Source organism: Amycolatopsis alba DSM 44262, assembly GCF_000384215.1.
GTDB classification, from domain to species: domain Bacteria; phylum Actinomycetota; class Actinomycetes; order Mycobacteriales; family Pseudonocardiaceae; genus Amycolatopsis; species Amycolatopsis alba.
In genome coordinates this window covers 4568086-4583536 of the sequence record NZ_KB913032.1, presented here as the reverse complement: position 1 = coordinate 4583536, position 15451 = coordinate 4568086, and the positions used below count along the sequence as shown (strand labels likewise).

Below are 15451 nucleotides of genomic sequence, written 5' to 3'. Positions count from 1 at the left end.
TCACGCACCTGCCGCGGCGAGCTCGGCGGCCTTGTCGGCCGCGTTGTCCATTGTGTCCACCACGGTGACCAGCGGGTGGTTCGCGTCGGCGAGGATCTGGCGACCCTCGACGACGTTGTTGCCGTCCAGCCGCACGACGAGCGGCTTGGTGGCCTCGTCACCCAGGATCTTCAGCGCCTCGACGATGCCGTTCGCGACCGCGTCGCAAGCGGTGATGCCACCGAAGACGTTGACGAACACGCTCTTCACGTCGGTGTCGTTGAGGATGACGTCCAGACCGGCCGCCATGACCTCGGCCGAAGCGCCGCCGCCGATGTCGAGGAAGTTGGCGGGCTTGACGCCGCCGTGCTTCTCGCCCGCGTACGCCACGACGTCCAAAGTGGACATCACGAGGCCCGCGCCGTTGCCGATGATGCCGACCTCGCCGTCGAGCTTGACGTAGTTGAGGTCCTTGGCCTTGGCCTTCGCCTCGAGCGGGTTCTCCGCGTCCTTGTCGACCAGGGCCTCGTGGCCCGGCTGACGGAACGAGGCGTTCTCGTCGAGGGTGACCTTGCCGTCGAGGGCGATGATCTTGTCCTGCGGGTCACGGACCAGCGGGTTGACCTCGACCAGCGTCGCGTCCTCGGAGACGAAGGTCTCCCAGAGCTTCACGACGACGTCCGCGGCCTCGTCGACCACGTTCTCCGGGAACTTGCCCGCGGTCAGGATCTCGACGGCCTTCGCCTTGTCGACACCCACGATCGCGTCGACCGGGATCTTCGCGAGCGCTTCGGGACGCTCGACGGCCAGCTGCTCGATCTCCACGCCGCCTTCGGCCGAAGCCATCGCGAGGAAGGTGCGGTTCGCACGGTCCAGCAGGAAGGAGAAGTAGTACTCCTCGGCGATGTCCGAGGCTTCGGCCACCAGCACGCGACGCGTGATGTGGCCCTTGATGTCGAGACCGAGGATCGCCTCGGCCTTCTCCGCGGCCTCGTCGGGCGTCTGGGCCAGCTTGACGCCGCCGGCCTTGCCGCGGCCGCCGGTCTTGACCTGGGCCTTGATGACGACCTGGTTGCCGATCTTCTCGGCGGTGGCCTTGGCTTCTTCGGGGGTGTTTGCCACGGCACCCGGCAGAACCGGTACTCCGTGGGCGGCGAAGAGATCCCTCGCCTGGTATTCGTAGAGGTCCACTACTCCAGTCTCCTGACGACACGCCACTGTGGTGGTCCGTTGCCGGACCGCGCTGTCGGACCAGTCGAGGTTAGCGACCTGCGCAGAAGCAGGGGACTCCGCACCTGGTGAAGTCGGTCACCGTACGCGGTCAGACGGGGTTTCCACGGTGTGAGACCGCACACCGGAAACCCAGTTCGACGCCTCTTCCAGGCTTTCGAAGCCGTTTTCGAACCCGCTCGTGCCGTTACCGACCGCGAAGAGGAGAACGTCCGGGAGCGTTTCGGCGAGCCCTTCCGGTTCGCTCGCGCCGCACACGACACCCAGGATGTCCGGATCCTCCTGTTCGGCCGTCCGGACCAGTTGCTCGGCGGTGTCGAGGCGTCCCGTGTAGACGACCTCGACCCCGTCGTCGCGCAGCAGCCGCCCGAGCGCGACCGCCGAACCTTCCTCGACGCCGAACTCGGCCAGCACGACACGGAGGAGACGACGGGTCACTCGGGCCGCCGTGCGCCCGCGACGGCCATCCCGGCCGCGACGAGGGAGACGACGGCGGCACCCAGCGCGAGCCAGAACCCGATCCCCGCCGAGGCCGCGTCGTACTCCGAGCCGACGAGCGGCAGTTCGGCCGCGCGCAGGCCGAGCACCAGCGCGGCACCGGCCAAGGCGGCCGCGGCCGCGGCGGGCCGCGAACGCGGGACGAGCGCGTACAGGCCGAGAACCACGGCGAGCGCGCCGAGCAGGCCCCACGACGCCGCGCCGAAGTCCGACCACAGGCCCGGAGCGGTGTAGCCGGGCGCGATGAACACCGGCGTGCCGAACGCGGCGATCGCCAGCACCGCCGCCGCGACGACCGGGGTGAGCACGTTCCCGTTCGCCCGCGGTTCGTCCATTCCGCCGTCTTCGGAGACGTCGCGTTCCACTACACCGGTGATCACGGCGGCGAGCGCGGCCACGGCGGCCAGCGCGAGCGCGATGAACGTCCACGTGACGCCCTGAGCCGCCGAGTAACCGACCCTGTCCGGCAACGGCAGCGGAAGGTCGACGCCGAACGACGCCGGATCCACCGCCTTGTCCTCGGTCACCGACAGGGCCGCGCTCAGCACGGCCGCCCCGGCGAGCACGATACCCGCCCACGTCGCCGCGACGATGCCCCTGGCGAACGCCGAGAGCCGCGGCACGAAGACGAACAGCGCGGGCACCGCGAGCACGACGGCGGCGCCGAGCAGCAGCCAGCGCGCCGGCGTCTCGGGGACGGGCGTCGGACCGTTGGCCTTCAGTACCGGGGTCAGCGCGCCAGCGACCGCCGCCGCCGCGGCGAGCAGCGCCAGCCCACCGGTGGCCAGCCGCCACCAGAACAGCCCCGGCAGCCTGGCCTCACCGGCCAGATCCCCGGTGACCGCCTCGCCCGTTTCCTCGACGTCGAACCGGGTGAAGGCCAGCCCGAGCAGCCCCAGGCCCGCGACGGTCACCAGCACCGAACCCGGCGCGACCGAGAGCCGGTCCACGACCAGCCCCGCGACCATCGGCGGCACGCCGACCGCGAGCGCCGCCAGCCCCGCCCCGGCGAACCCGCCCTTGCCGACCCCGGCCGAGGGTGAACTCACCGCCACGAGCACGGTCAGCGGCAGCATGGCCGCGAGCAGCAGGTACCCGGCCATCGCGACCGTCGGTCCCTCGAAGGCGTTCTTGGCCAGGAGGTACGCGTTGCCCGAACCGAGCGGCGCGAGCAACAGGCCGATCCCGCCCGCGACCCCGAGCACGGGCCCGAGCAGCCGCCAGCGACGCCGTCCGTCGAGTTCACCGGCCAGTTCCGCCTCGTCGCGGGCGGTCCCGGCGGCGAACACCCCGGCGGCGAGCGTGAGCAGATGGCCGGCCACCAGCGGCCACAGTCCCGGCCCCGCCGGAGGCAACGTGAGGAGCCTGTCGGCGAGGAACAGTTCCGGACGCGCGGCGAGTGATCCGTCCGCGAGCAGCTGCAGGTCCAGCAGCAACCGCCCTGGCGCGAGCGCGGTCAGCCCCAGCACCAGCCCGGCCGCGAGCCCCGGACGTCCCGTCACCACCGCGTAGAGCACGGCCACCGCGGGCGCCAAGGCCAGCACGACCAGCAACGGACCGGCGGTGAAACCAGGCGAACCGTCGCGGACGGCGGGCATCAGCGCGCCGGCGGCCAGCGCGACCGCACCGGCCGACACCAGCCCCGCCGACAGCAGAAGCGCTCGCGGGCGGGCGCCCGGTTCGTTCCGGAGAAGTTCGGCGGACTCGGTCCCGTGGACGGCTTGCCCGGCGGTCTCGCCGGGGGGCCGTGAGCGCGAAGTCATCGACGGCGACGCTAGCAAGCCGGGCCTGGCCGGGCCCGCCAGCAGGGGCACCACAGGTCCTGGCGAGGTCTCGGGCACGGCTGAAAGCGGGTAAGCCTCCTTCAACATCACCGGGCAACCGGTTATTTCCCTCGTTTGCCTCCTTTCCGACCCTCCGGTACCCCCGAACGGCCGCATGATCTTGTAACGCAAATCACAAGGTTAAGAGTAAACCCACTCTAACTTTGAGTAATCTTCACTGGATAACAGCTAGATCTCCGTCGCCCGATCGGCCGAGGGCGCCGCCAGATCTTGCTGACCGGGGTGCCGCTTCGTTACTGTCCTCGGGTCCCCATTACAGTCAGATCACGAATGAGAGCACCGAACGAACCACCCCCGAGGTTCTTCACCGGGTTCCCCCGCCCGAGCTCTTGATCCGACTCCCCGAACACGGAAGGCCCCGTCTTGGCTTCACACCGCTCCCCCGGCGGCCAAGCTCCTTCCCCGGCGCTCGAGAACGCACTCGATGGTGCGGTCGTTCGCGTCCGGGGCTCGCACCGACTGTCGCCCCCGTCCTCGGCCCTTCGCGGCCGTGTCGTGGTCGCGGCCGTCGCTGCCGGCGCCTTCGCGGCCGCCGCTGCCGGGCAGACCCTGAAGTCCGTTTCGGAATCTTCCGACGCCGCCGTCACCCCGCTGGCCAGCACCCAGGACGCGAGCGCCTCGTTCGCCCTCGGTGGCGGAGCCGCAGGTGGCGCCCCGGAACTGCTGCCGACCAGCCAGTCGGCGAACGCCTCCGCCGAGGCCCAGAAGCTCTCGGACAACAACAGCATCACCCAGGCTCGCGTCAAGCGTGAGGCCGAAGCGGCCCGCAAGGCCGAAGAAGAGGCCAAGCGGCCCAAGACCTGCATGCCCGCCAAGGGCACCTTCACCTCGGGCTTCGGTGCCCGATGGGGCACGAGCCACCTCGGCATCGACCTCGCGGCCCCGATCGGCACCCCGATCGTCGCGGCCTCCGACGGCACGGTCATCGAAGCGGGCCCGGCCAGCGGTTTCGGCCTCTGGGTCAAGGTCCAGCTCTCCGACGGCACCATCCACGTCTACGGCCACATGAACTCGTTCTCCGTCCGCGAAGGCCAGAAGGTCAAGTGCGGCGAAGAGATCGCCGAGGTCGGCAACCGCGGTCAGAGCACCGGCCCGCACCTGCACTTCGAGGTGTGGCAGAACGGTACGAAGAAGATCGACCCGCGTCCGTGGCTCGCGGCCCGTGGCGTCAACGTCGGCTGATCGACTCTCGCTTCTCTTCTCACCGGTGATCCCGTCCGAACCCAGGGCGCGCCGGACCATGACGTTCTGACGCGTCTGCAAGACCTCCGCTTCCCCCGTTGAGGGCATCGAGAAGCGTCGTAGGCCTTCCGACCCGGAACTCAGGTGGTTTTTCGCACCCTGAGCACCCTCAGGTGACGTTGTCGGGCAGTTTTCGGATGAAGTACCCCACGGCGATCTGCCAGACCGTGCAGAGGCCCGCCGGGCGCCGTTCGATCGGCCGCCATCCGGCGAGAAATCCCCGTGAAAGATTTCGGTACCCGGCTGGCCGCGGCCCGAACAGCCATCGCCGCGCGTGCCCGCATACGGCACACCGTCCGGCCCCGTCCGGTTCGTGTGCCCGCAGTAACGCGCGCCAGGCCGCGACCAGCCTGAGCACTTCCGGCGGCTCCGGACCCCGATCCGGCCCCGCCCCTTTTTCAACACCCCGCAAGTACTCGAGTACCCCACTCGAGAGAACCCCAAACAAGACCCCGTCCACACCGGGCACCCCTCCTCTGATCGGGGGACACCGGCCTGTCCAGCATACCCCAGTGCATCGAACTCGTGTTCGATGACACAGGTATACGGGAGGGGTCCGACAGTTTTGGACGCGAGCCCTCAAGCGCGACGTCCGAGCACCCCCGCGAGCGCCGACGCGAGGCGGGCGACGGCCCGATCTGCGTCTTCGGACAGGCACCGCAGGGCGTCCCGTGCGAGGTCGGGCGGCATCTCGGCGAGGGCCTGGACGAGGCGTATCCGTGTCGCGGAATCCGCGGCGGGTGCGGCGAGCGCGCCGGTCAGCTCGCTCAGGATCCGGTCCGCGCGGACGGCGTCGCCCGCCAGGGCTCCGAGGACCTCCGCCGCCTCGACGTCGGTCGTGCCCTCGGCGACCATGCGGACGAGGGCAGGCACCGCCGCGGTCTCGCCACGCGAACCCAAGGCCAGCGCGGCCCGGCCGTGGACCGCCGGGTCCGGATCGTGAAGTGCCTGCGCCAGCACCGCGGCCGCCTCCTCACCGGGTATCCCGGCGATCGCGAGGACCGCACGCCGCCGGACGTCGACGTCCTCCGAACGCGCGCCGGCCGCCAGGCTCGCCACACCGTCGCCGCCCGCCCTCTCCAGGGCCCACCGCAGGGCCCCGGCGACGTTCGGATCGGCTTCGGCGAGGATCGCCTCGGCCAGCAGTTCGGTGGGCATCGGCACGTCCTCGGCCGGGGCCAGGACGGTCTGCTGCCGTCGCGCGGCGTGGGGCGAGTTGAGCCCGTGCAGGAGTTCGACGATGCGCAGGACACCCTCCCAGCCGAACGGCGCCGACGCGTCGACAGCCCGGAGCCGTTCGAGCAGCTCCTGCTCCCGCTTCAGCCGTTCCTCGGTCCGCTGGATGAGGTCGCCGACCAGATCGGACGGCTCGAAGGCGGGATCCTCCAGCGCGCGTCCGATCTGGCGCAGCGAAAGACCGAGGGACCGCAGGCTTTCCACATGGAAGATCCGGCGGATGTCCTCCTCGGAGTACTCGCGGTAGCCGCCGAAGGTACGGCCCGTCGGCCGCACCAGCCCGAGGGAGTCGTAATGCCGGAGCATCCGGCTGCTCACCCCCGAGCGGCGCGCCACCTCACCGATCAGCATTCACGCTCCCCCGGCTCGTTCCGGGCCGAGCGCGACGATCCGCCTCGCCTCGTCGAAACCGGCGTCCGGGTCGCGCGAGAGCTGTTCCGTGGCGCGAGCGTGCGCGCTCACCTCGGGGTCGGCACTCGCCAGGCCCGTCCGCAGGGCGGGCCTGATGGCGTCGTCTCCGAGCGCGACGAGCGCCCTGCTGAGACTCAGCCGCACCTTCCGGTCACCGCGGCCGAGCTGCGCGACCAGGTCCTCTGCCAGCCTCTGCCGCTCCCCGTCGGGGACGAGGACGACGGCGGCACGCCAGGCGCTTCGCGCGACCTCGTCGTCGGCGTCGTGCAGCAGCGACCGGGTGATCGCGGGCCACGCGGTGCCGTCCCCGATCTTGGACAGCGTGTGCAACGCCTGGCTCCGGGCCTGGGCGACCTCGGAACGGAGCTCCACCAGGAGCGACGGCACCGTGCTCGCCGACGGCAGGCGGGTCAACGCCCAGGTCAGCATGTCTCGTACGTAGAAGTCCGGCTCGATCGCGCACCGCGCCACCAGCGTGCCGACGAACCGGACGTCCGGGTGTGTCCCGGCAGCCAGGGCCGCTTGGAGCCGCGTCGACGAGTTCTCGGAGCTCAACGCGTCGAGCAGCCGTACGTCCGGCGAAGTCTTCTGTGTCGTGTCGATGGGGATCACCTCCTGCCCACCAGTGAAGACCTTGTCATCGTGTCAAGGTCAACAACGACAGAGAAGTCGCAGGTCAGGGTTACAGCTTGACCATCGGGACACTGCCGATGAGCATCAGCCGGACCTTGCCGGCGGCGCCGAAGTCGATCGTCGCCGTCGCGCGGGGCCCGGCACCGTCGCAGGCGACGACCGTCCCGAGCCCGTACTTGTCGTGGCTGACCCTGTCACCGACGTCGAGTTTGAGCGCGACGGTGTCCTTCCAGCCCTTGCCGAACGGGCTCGTGCTCGTCGACCTCGACGACGTCGAGCCGCCACCGCGGCTTCCCCATGTCGTCGCGGCCCGCGGCGAACCTCCCGAAGAACCGAAACCACCGGAAGAGGAGGAAGGCGCGAGCCTGCGCCAATCGACCAGTTCGGCGGGGAGCTCGTCGAGGAACCGCGAAGCCGGGTTCATCTGCGGCTGCCCCCAGGCGGAGCGCACCATCGAACGGGAGACGTACAGCCGCTTCCTGGCCCGCGTGATCGCGACATAGGCGAGACGGCGTTCCTCGGCCAGTTCGGCCGGGTCACCGAGCGCGCGCATATGCGGGAAGATCCCGTCTTCCCAGCCCGTGCCGAAGACGACCGGGTACTCGAGACCCTTCGCGGTGTGCACGGTCATCAGCGTGACGACGCCCGCGTCGTGCCCGTCGCCGTCTTCGCCGCCGTCGGCCGCGGGGATCGAGTCCGCGTCCGCCACCAGGGAGACCCGCTCCAGGAACGCGGGCAGCGAACCCGGCTCCGGCACTCCGGGATCCGCCTCGGGCAGTTCGCCGTCCGGACCGGCGACCTCGGCGGTGAATTCGGTGAACTCCCGCGCGACGGTGACGAGTTCCGTCAGGTTCTCCACCCGCGACGCGTCCTGCGGGTCGTCGGACTCCTCGAGTTCCGCGCGGTAGCCCGTGCGTTCCAGGACCGCTTCGAGGACGTCGGCGACTTCGGCGCCGCTCTCGACGACCTCGCCGAGTTCGTCCAGCAGCTCGACGAAACCGGTGATCGCCTTGGCGGAACGCGGGTTCAGCAGCGGGATCTCGCCGTTGACGGCACCGCGCAGCGCCTGCGCGAACGAGAGGCGCTCCCGCTCGGCGTACGTCGCGATGACCGCTTCGGCGCGGTCGCCGATGCCGCGTTTGGGGACGTTGAGGACCCGGCGCAAGCTGACTGTGTCCTCCGGGTTCGCCAGCACCCGCAGGTACGCGAGCATGTCGCGGACCTCGCGCCGTTCGTAGAACCGCACGCCGCCGACGACCTTGTACGGCAGGCCGAGGCGGATGAAGATCTCTTCGAAGACCCGCGACTGGTTGTTGGTGCGGTAGAAGACCGCGACGTCGGAGTAGTCCGCTTCGCCCTTGTCCGCCAGCGCGTCGATCTCGCCCGCGACGAACGCCGCTTCGTCGTGCTCGTTGTCCGCGACGTAACCGACGATCTTCTCGCCGTCACCGGAGTCGGTCCAGAGCCGCTTCGCGCGCCTGTTCGGGTTTCGCGCGATGACCGCGTTCGCCGCGTTCAGGATGGTCTGGGTCGAGCGGTAGTTCTGTTCCAGCAGAACGGTCCGCGCGTTCGGGAAGTCGCGTTCGAACTCCTCGATGTTGCGGATGGTCGCCCCGCGGAAGGCGTAGATCGACTGGTCCGCGTCGCCGACGACGCACAGCTCGGCTGGCTCGATCCCGTGCTCGTTCGTCTCGGTGCCGACCAGTTCGCGGATCAGCGTGTACTGCGCGTGGTTCGTGTCCTGGTACTCGTCGACCAGGACGTGCCGGAACCGCCGCCGGTAGTACTCGGCGACGTCCGGGAAGGTCTGCAGGAGTTCGACCGTCCGCATGATGAGGTCGTCGAAGTCGAACGCGTTGGCCTGGTTCAGCCGTCGCTGGTACTCGACGTAGACCTCGGCGACGCGGCGTTCGAGGTCGTTGCCCGCGTCGGCGACCGCGGTGTCCGGGTCGATCAGCTCGTTCTTGAGGTTCGAGATGTGCACGGCCAGCGTGCGCGCCGCGTACTTCTTCGGGTCGATGTCGAGATCGCGGGCGACGAGCGTGATGAGCCGCTTCGTGTCGTCCGAGTCGTAGATGGAGAAACTCGACGACATCTCCAGTGTTTTGGCCTCACGGCGCAGGATCCGCACGCACATGGAGTGGAACGTCGACACCCACATGGCGTTGGCGCGGCGGCCGACGAGGTCGCTCACCCGCTCCCGCATCTCCGCGGCCGCCTTGTTGGTGAACGTGATCGCCATGATCTGGCCGGGATGCACGTCCCGTTCGGCCAGCAGGTACGCGATCCGCCGGGTCAGCACCCGTGTCTTGCCGGAGCCCGCGCCCGCGACGACCAGCAGCGGCGAGCCCGCGTGGGTCACGGCCTCGCGCTGCGCCGGGTTCAGGTCGTCGAGCAGGTCCGTGTGCCGGGGCTTGGCCGGACCGTCCGCTGGGAGATCGAAGAGGGTGTTCATCGCCGGTCCACGCTACAGCGCCGGGCGTAGGCGGTGTTGTCGCCTGCCGTCCGACGCGCGGGCGGTGTTCGCGGCGGAGGATCGGATGCCATGGACACCAACGGAATTCCCTCCCGGCTCAGGGCGGCCGACGCGGACCGGGAGCGGGTCGCCTCGCTCGTCCAGGCCGCCGGCGGCGAAGGCCGTCTCACCCTCCAAGAAGTGGAAGACCGGCTCAGTGCTGTGTATTCCACCAAGTACACAGACGAACTCGCCGCGCTCACCTCGGATCTGCCGAAGCCCGCGCCGAAGCGGCGTCCCGTCGTCTTCGGGCATCGGGCGGTGCGGATCCACCTCGCGGTCGCCGTGGTGCTTTCGGTGCTGCTGATCGTCCGCTGGACGGCTTCGGGGGCACCGTTCTTCTGGCCCGCGATGCCGATGTTCTGGCTGGCCATGAGCGTCCTCGTGCACGCTCGGGTCCGCGGGGCGCGCCGCCGCTTCGAGCCTGAGGAGGGTTTCGCTGTGGCATAATGATCGGTATGCGGCACGCGACGCGATTTTTTTACGGGACCCGGACTCCGGCTCCCGTGATCGCATAGTGCCGAATGCCATCACCCGAAGCCCCGGAGTCCGCGGACCTCGGGGCTTTACGCTGTTCCGGGGGCCAGCAGGGAATCCGGACCGAAGAGAGGTCCCGATGAACACCACACAGAAGCCGGACGCCGAAGAGCCCTCCGCCACCGCCGAAGAGATCGGTGAACTCCGCCAGGAAATCGACTGGCTCGACGGCGAGATCCTGCGGCTGGTCAAACGCCGCGTGGAGGTCTCCAAGACGATCGGCGCGGCCAGGATGGCGGCGGGCGGCACCCGGATCGTCTACAACCGCGAGATGGACGTGCTGGCGCGGTACCGCGAACTCGGTCCGGAAGGACGACAGCTGGCGATGGCGCTGCTGAACCTCGGCCGGGGCAGGCTGGGGCGCTAGGAGCCGGGGCGATAGCAAAGGTCCCTTGCTCCCGCCGCGTCACGATCCCGTGCCGTGAGGTGAAACTCAGGGTGTTCCCCGAGCCACGACGGCTCGGGACCAGGCAAACTGGACAGCATGATTAACCTCATCGCCGTGATCATCGCGATCGCCGGTGTCCTGGCGGCATTGGGCCATCTCGGGTATCTCGCCATGCTGAACAACGCGGCGGGTAAGCGCGCGGGTGGTACTCCCATCGCCCAGTACGTCAAGACGCGCTGGCCGATCGCAGCGGGTACCACCGCGGCCTCCCTGTTCGCCTGGCTGCTCACGAGTGGGGGAACGCCGCTCGACATCATCGCCATTTTGCTTGCAGCGGGTAGCGGGATCACCGCCACCAAAGCCTTGCAATCGACCCAGCAGAAGTACCGCAGCGGCAGCTGATCCGGGCCACCAGCACCGATAGCACTGCGTAACGTCACCGAGGCCCATTCGGGCGCGCCCGACCGAGTGAAACATCTGCAACTTGCAGAGTGGGTGAAGACTTGCGGGGCGTCGGGCTCTTAATGTGGACCCCGTGAGGACCCTTGCGTCTGGGTCGGGCGGTGCCCGAATGGCGCGCGGGGGCTACGGCCCCGCGCGCCCGCAGTCGCATGCGCGTGCATTTGCTCACGAGAGTGCTTGGGAGTCTGCAAGCGAGGGATCCCGTGAAACCGCTGCTCCGTTCGGCTTAACCGGTGTCACATCGCCGTCAGGGCCGGCCCACGAGGGGGTCGCTCGGACATGAACGGCTGGGTGGAACACCAAGGACGGGACGGCGCCGCGCACGCGGGCCGCCACCGGGCGGGCGGCACCGAGAGCTGGACCCCACCCGTGCCGCCGCGGCGGCAACGCCCCACCGGGCACGGGCATCACGCACCCCGTGAGTTCGCCCCGCCCTCCACCGGTTCCCTTCCTCTGCCGCCACCGCGGAACGGGAGGGCGCCGAGCCCCGGCTATGCCCCATCGAGCGGCCGTCTGCCGCTCCCCCAGCCCGCTCGCGAGGTGCCCGTGGAACGCCCGGCCCGCGTCGAGGTCTCGTTCACGGAACCCGTCCTGTCCTCCGTCGAGGAAAGGCGTGCGAAGGCCGCGCAGCGCACGAAGGTGACGCTGACAGCGCCCGCTCCCCGCCGCCCCCAGCCGGTCGAGATCGACAGTGACGACGACGTCCGTGTCTACCTCGCCCCTCCCCTTGACGGCCTGAGCACGTTCGATCTCGGTTCGGTGCCCGCGTCGGTGACCCCGCCCAAGACCTGGCGCAAGGCCGCCTGGTTCGCGGCGGCGGCGTCCGCGCTGGTCGTCGTCGGCCTGCTCTTCGCCGGTTCGTTCCTGGTCGGCAAACCCGCCCCGGAGCAGCAGAGTCAGGGCGGCTGGCCCGGCTACCGCGGCGGCAGCCCGCTGACCAACGAAGGTCTCGCGGGCAATCCGGCCACGCCACCACCGGGCGGCGCGGCGGGCAACCCGTCCGATTCCGCGACCGACTCCTCCGCCAAGGACGACCGCAGTTCCAGCAACTCGGCCACCTCCGCGGACAGTGAGAACACCGGCAACAGCGAGTCGCGGCCCGGCTCGGGCGGGCCGGTCACGACCGGGCAGCCCACGTCGTCGTCGAGCGAGCGGCCGCAGAAACCGCCGGTCATGCCCGCCGCCCGCACCACCACGACCTCCCCCTGGTACGCGTCGCAGCCGGACGCCCAGGCGATGGGCGACAACACCGAGACCTTCCTCAACGCCGTCACCACCAACCCCCAGGAAGCCGCCGCGGTGACCTCCGGCGGCCTGCGCGAAGAAGGCGCACAGGGCCTCCGTGAGCGCTACGCCGACGTCGCCTACTTCGAGGTGAAGAAGGTCAGCATCGACCAGCGCCGGGGCGTCACGGTCAACACCGTCGAGGTCACGCACAAAGACGGAACGAAGACCATGGAGCAGCGCACACTGACCTTCGGTGACGACGACAAGATCGTCGACGACGGCATGTAGCCCGATCGCGCACGTGCAAGTGTCCTGTTCCGCTGCACGTGCGGTGCGCCGAGCGGTTGCCCCTGGTCCGGGTGGGTGACCTAAGCTGCCGTTCGTCGTATCGCGACGGCATTCCGGCGATAGATCCTGGCCGTGGGCCGCCTCCACAGGGTTACCTGACGACAGCAGGGTTCGCACCGTCCAGAAGACGGCCGCGCGGACCAGTGGCGTCGGCCGAACGGCCCAGCGCCTGCCCCGGACCAGAGCGAGGAATTTCGTGCTTGATCGACAGCGCATACGGCGTGAGGACGCCGTACGTGTCGAGGACGTCATCCCGGAAGAGATCCTGAACGACACCCGCGTCGACCGCGAGTACCTCGAGCAGGTCTTCCGTGAGCCGCAGAAGTTCGTTCCCGCCCGCACCCGTGAAGAGCCGTCGCCACGCCCCGAACCCGACGAGGAAGAGCCGGAAAGCCGCGCCGCCCGGCGGGCCAAGATGGCCGGTCTGGTCGCCGCCGGGCTGCTGGTCGCGGGCGCCGTCGTCACGGCGGGCGTGCTCGCGGGCAGCCAACGGCAGAGTCCGGTGGCGGGTGCCGCCGCACCCGAGGTGATGAGCGGTGCCGCCGCGCTCGGCGGGCTCGCCGTCCCGGACTCCACCGAACCGCAGCGGAACCGCGAGGCGCCCACGTCCACGGTCACCAGCACGACGGTCCAGCCGTCGTCGGGGACCGGCTCGGGCTCACTCTCGCGGCAAGGCTCGGCGACCAGAAGCACCAGTTCGGCCTCGGCCGTCAAGCCTGCCGCGATCAGCACGGCCGAGGGCAAGATCGACGCGGTCCGGAAGTTCTACCAGACCGTCGACGCCGATCCCTACGGCGCGAAGTCGCTGCTCGCGCCGGTGCTAGCCGAGTCGGAAATGGGCAGGCTGATCGAGGCGTGGAGCTCCATGGACGCCATCCAGCTCCAGGACGTCCGGGAACAGGCCGACGGCACCATCCTCGCCGTGGTGACCATGCGCAACGCCGACGGCGGCCTGGTGCGGGTCACGCAGGTGCTGGCGTTCGCCGACGAGAAGACGGGTCTGATCACCGACGCCCGGCTGCTGTCGGCGCAGCACATGTGACGGACACCCCGCGTAGATCGGCCCTCCACCCAGGGCAATCAGTGCGTACCGCGTGTGTGTGCGCAGAGTGAGCGCCTAGCCTTGTCACGAGTCGGTCTCGGAAAAGCCGGCACACAGACCACTACATGTGCATACGCTCCAACGCTGTGGCGTGCTGAAGGCCGCACCGCGTGCGCGGACGACTCCGCGACGTGAAGACGGAGCCCAAAGGGAGGTCGCGTGAGCGACGAGGGTCGCCTGGTCGCCGGTCGATACCGCATAGTCCAGCGGATCGGCACAGGCGCGATGGGTGCCGTCTGGCAAGCGCATGACGAGGTACTCGGGCGCACGGTGGCGATCAAGCAGCTGCTGCTGCAGCCCGGCCTCGAGGCCCAAGGCGCCGAGGACGCCCGCCAGCGCACGATGCGGGAAGGCCGGATCGCCGCCAGGCTGCACCACCCGAACGCCATCTCGGTGTTCGACGTCGTCACCGACGACAACGGTCAGCCCTGCCTGATCATGGAGTACCTGAACTCCACCAGCCTCGCCCAGGTGCTGCAGGAGGAGCGGACGCTGCCGCCGACGGAGGTGGCCCGGATCGGCGCGCAGGTCGCGGCGGCGCTGACCGAGGCGCACGCGGTCGGCATCGTGCACCGGGACATCAAGCCCGGCAACATCCTGCTGGCGCCCAACGGCACCGTGAAGATCACCGACTTCGGCATCTCGCGGGCGAAGGACGACGTCACGGTCACGAAGACCGGGATGATCGCCGGAACCCCCGCCTACCTGGCGCCCGAGGTGGCCATCGGCGGCGACCCCGGCCCGGAGTCCGACGTCTTCTCGCTCGGCTCGACGCTCTACGCGGCCTGCGAAGGCCAGCCGCCGTTCGGCCTCAGCGAGAACACGCTGAGCCTGCTGCACGCGGTCGCGGCCGGGCAGATCATCCCGCCGCGCCAGTCCGGCCCGCTCGCCAGTGTGCTGGCCGTCCTGCTGCACCCGGAGGTGCGGCACCGTCCCACCGCCGAAGAGTGCGAAGAGCTCCTCGCCGCTGTCGCGCGGGGTGAGACGCCGCTGGGCGGGCCCGCGGACGAAACCGTGCTCGCCGCCCCGGTCGCGGGCGCGCTCGCCGGCGGTCTCGCGGGAGCGGGCGTGACCCAGGCGCTCGACAGCGAATCGGCCGGTCATTCGGGCTCGCTCCTCGACGAGCAGGCCGCGGCGGGTTCGTACTACGACGAGGACGACTACCACCAGCCGCCCGCGTCGGGCTACCCGGAAGACGACTACGACGGGTACGACAACTACGACGAGACGGCGCTGCTGTCCGAACGCGGCCACCCCGGCGGCCCGGCGCCCACCCGCGCCGTCCCGATCCCCGCGAACGCCTACGACGACGATCCCTATGACGACGACTACGACGACCAGCCGCCGCCTCCTCCGCCTCCGCCGCCCACCAGGGCGCAGACCAGCCCGGTGGACGAGGACGACGAGAAGCCGGGCGCGTGGAAGAAACCCGCGATCATCGGCGGTGTCGTGGTCGTCGCGCTGGCCGCGCTGGGCTTCTGGCTGCTGAGCCCGAACAACCCGGAAGCGCCCGCGCAGGTGGGGAACTCCTCGACGAAGCCGTCCCCGACCCCGACGTCCTCGGCTCCCGAGACGACGGAATCGCCGTCGGAGACGCAGTCGGCCGAGCCGCCCAAGGAGACGTCTTCGTCGAAGAAGACGTCGAGCAAGGCGACGCAGACGCAGGAGCCGGATCCGCCGACGCCGACGAGGACGCCCACCAAGACGACTCCGACGAAGACGTCTCCAACGACGACGACGCCGCCGACGAAGTCCGAACCGACCGACACGTCCCCTCCGGCGACCCCGTGATCCGAGGC

14 protein-coding genes are annotated in these 15451 nt (G+C 70.0%); 7 read left to right on the top strand and 7 right to left on the bottom strand.

Annotated features, from left to right (window positions below):
* The 3 genes from sucC to AMYAL_RS0121950 all read right to left on the bottom strand — a co-directional run bounded on the left by sucC (nt 1) and on the right by AMYAL_RS0121950 (nt 3470).
* Nucleotides 1-1170: an ADP-forming succinate--CoA ligase subunit beta gene (gene sucC / locus AMYAL_RS0121960; RefSeq protein WP_020633416.1), complete on the bottom strand. Its 1170-nt coding sequence runs from the start codon at nt 1168-1170 to the stop codon at nt 1-3.
* A gap of 117 nt (nt 1171-1287) precedes the next feature.
* Entirely contained in the window at nt 1288-1647 is a 360-nt protein-coding gene (locus tag AMYAL_RS0121955; protein WP_020633415.1) for a hypothetical protein, read from the bottom strand.
* Entirely contained in the window at nt 1644-3470 is a 1827-nt protein-coding gene (locus AMYAL_RS0121950; RefSeq protein ID WP_051137688.1) for a hypothetical protein, read from the bottom strand. Before AMYAL_RS0121950 ends, AMYAL_RS0121955 begins: the two co-directional genes overlap by 4 nt.
* A 576-nt stretch (nt 3471-4046) precedes the next feature.
* Here AMYAL_RS0121950 and AMYAL_RS0121945 point away from each other — a divergent pair.
* Complete coding sequence (locus AMYAL_RS0121945) at nt 4047-4733, top strand: M23 family metallopeptidase (protein WP_020633413.1); 687 nt, start codon at nt 4047-4049, stop codon at nt 4731-4733.
* 169 nt (nt 4734-4902) lie between these two features.
* Here AMYAL_RS0121945 and AMYAL_RS0121940 read toward each other — a convergent pair whose 3' ends face one another.
* The 4 genes from AMYAL_RS0121940 to pcrA all read right to left on the bottom strand — a co-directional run bounded on the left by AMYAL_RS0121940 (nt 4903) and on the right by pcrA (nt 9528).
* Nucleotides 4903-5151 carry a hypothetical protein gene (locus AMYAL_RS0121940; protein WP_020633412.1) on the bottom strand — a complete coding sequence of 83 codons (249 nt, stop codon included), beginning with the start codon at nt 5149-5151 and terminating at the stop codon, nt 4903-4905.
* Between the two features lie 221 nt (nt 5152-5372).
* Nucleotides 5373-6380: a MerR family transcriptional regulator gene (locus tag AMYAL_RS0121935; protein WP_020633411.1), complete on the bottom strand. Its 1008-nt coding sequence runs from the start codon at nt 6378-6380 to the stop codon at nt 5373-5375.
* A complete protein-coding gene (locus AMYAL_RS0121930) occupies nt 6381-7052 on the bottom strand; it encodes a HEAT repeat domain-containing protein (protein ID WP_020633410.1) in 672 nt (223 codons plus the stop codon).
* Nucleotides 7053-7122: 70 nt separating this feature from the next.
* A complete protein-coding gene (gene pcrA, locus AMYAL_RS0121925) occupies nt 7123-9528 on the bottom strand; it encodes a DNA helicase PcrA (protein WP_020633409.1) in 2406 nt (801 codons plus the stop codon).
* A gap of 90 nt (nt 9529-9618) precedes the next feature.
* Between pcrA and AMYAL_RS0121920 the strand changes: the two genes are divergently transcribed.
* The 6 genes from AMYAL_RS0121920 (at nt 9619) to AMYAL_RS0121895 (ending at nt 15443) form a co-directional block, all read left to right on the top strand.
* Nucleotides 9619-10038 carry a DUF1707 SHOCT-like domain-containing protein gene (locus tag AMYAL_RS0121920; protein WP_020633408.1) on the top strand — a complete coding sequence of 140 codons (420 nt, stop codon included), beginning with the start codon at nt 9619-9621 and terminating at the stop codon, nt 10036-10038.
* 166 nt (nt 10039-10204) lie between these two features.
* The gene (locus AMYAL_RS0121915) at nt 10205-10492 is read left to right on the top strand and encodes a chorismate mutase (protein ID WP_020633407.1); all 288 of its coding nucleotides are present in this window, start codon (nt 10205-10207) and stop codon (nt 10490-10492) included.
* Nucleotides 10493-10609: 117 nt separating this feature from the next.
* Nucleotides 10610-10915: a hypothetical protein gene (locus AMYAL_RS0121910; RefSeq protein WP_020633406.1), complete on the top strand. Its 306-nt coding sequence runs from the start codon at nt 10610-10612 to the stop codon at nt 10913-10915.
* A 339-nt stretch (nt 10916-11254) separates the two neighbouring features.
* Nucleotides 11255-12490, top strand: a complete 1236-nt coding sequence (locus AMYAL_RS0121905; protein WP_245192987.1) for a hypothetical protein — start codon at nt 11255-11257, stop codon at nt 12488-12490.
* A 256-nt stretch (nt 12491-12746) separates the two neighbouring features.
* Entirely contained in the window at nt 12747-13592 is an 846-nt protein-coding gene (locus AMYAL_RS0121900) for a hypothetical protein (RefSeq protein ID WP_020633404.1), read from the top strand.
* Nucleotides 13593-13811: 219 nt separating this feature from the next.
* Nucleotides 13812-15443: a serine/threonine-protein kinase gene (locus AMYAL_RS0121895; protein ID WP_020633403.1), complete on the top strand. Its 1632-nt coding sequence runs from the start codon at nt 13812-13814 to the stop codon at nt 15441-15443.
* Nucleotides 15444-15451: the final 8 nt, after the last annotated feature.